Raw genomic sequence first — 383 nt, 5'->3', positions numbered from 1 at the left:
TGATTGGCAGTTGGATATGCTCCACTGGCAGTCGGTCCTCCGCTCCAAATACCACAACAGATTGGGCAGTTGCAATAGCCACTGGTAACAACCTGTCCCAAAGATTCTCCAACCCTTACTGTCGCAGTCTCTGTCACAGTCTCATTCACTGCTTCAGTAGTCAGATGGTATTGCTCTGCAAACAACGCATCCAGTTCTGGCTTCACCTGCTCAAACGTAAACTCCTCATATTTTGCAGACAGGTAACTGATCAGGATAAACGGATCATGCTCTATCGGACCAATATCATAGCGGTACTCATCATGCCCCGGTTCTTCCGATTCCATGTTGTTGATCCGCTCCTGCAGATTAGCTTCCAGCTGTGTGTAATACAGTTCCGCTTC

General features: G+C 48.0%; 1 pseudogene. It reads right to left on the bottom strand.

What is annotated here, in order from left to right:
* Positions 1–383, bottom strand: a pseudogene (locus tag PGQ33_RS16705) (CD1108 family mobile element protein); the annotation flags it as partial.

Source organism: Coprococcus sp. AM100_B19A (genome assembly GCF_027662015.1).
Taxonomy (GTDB): Bacteria; Bacillota; Clostridia; order Lachnospirales; family Lachnospiraceae; genus Allocoprococcus; species Allocoprococcus comes.
The sequence above is the reverse complement of the archived record's forward strand: the minus strand, read 5'-3'. Positions and strand labels throughout refer to the sequence as shown.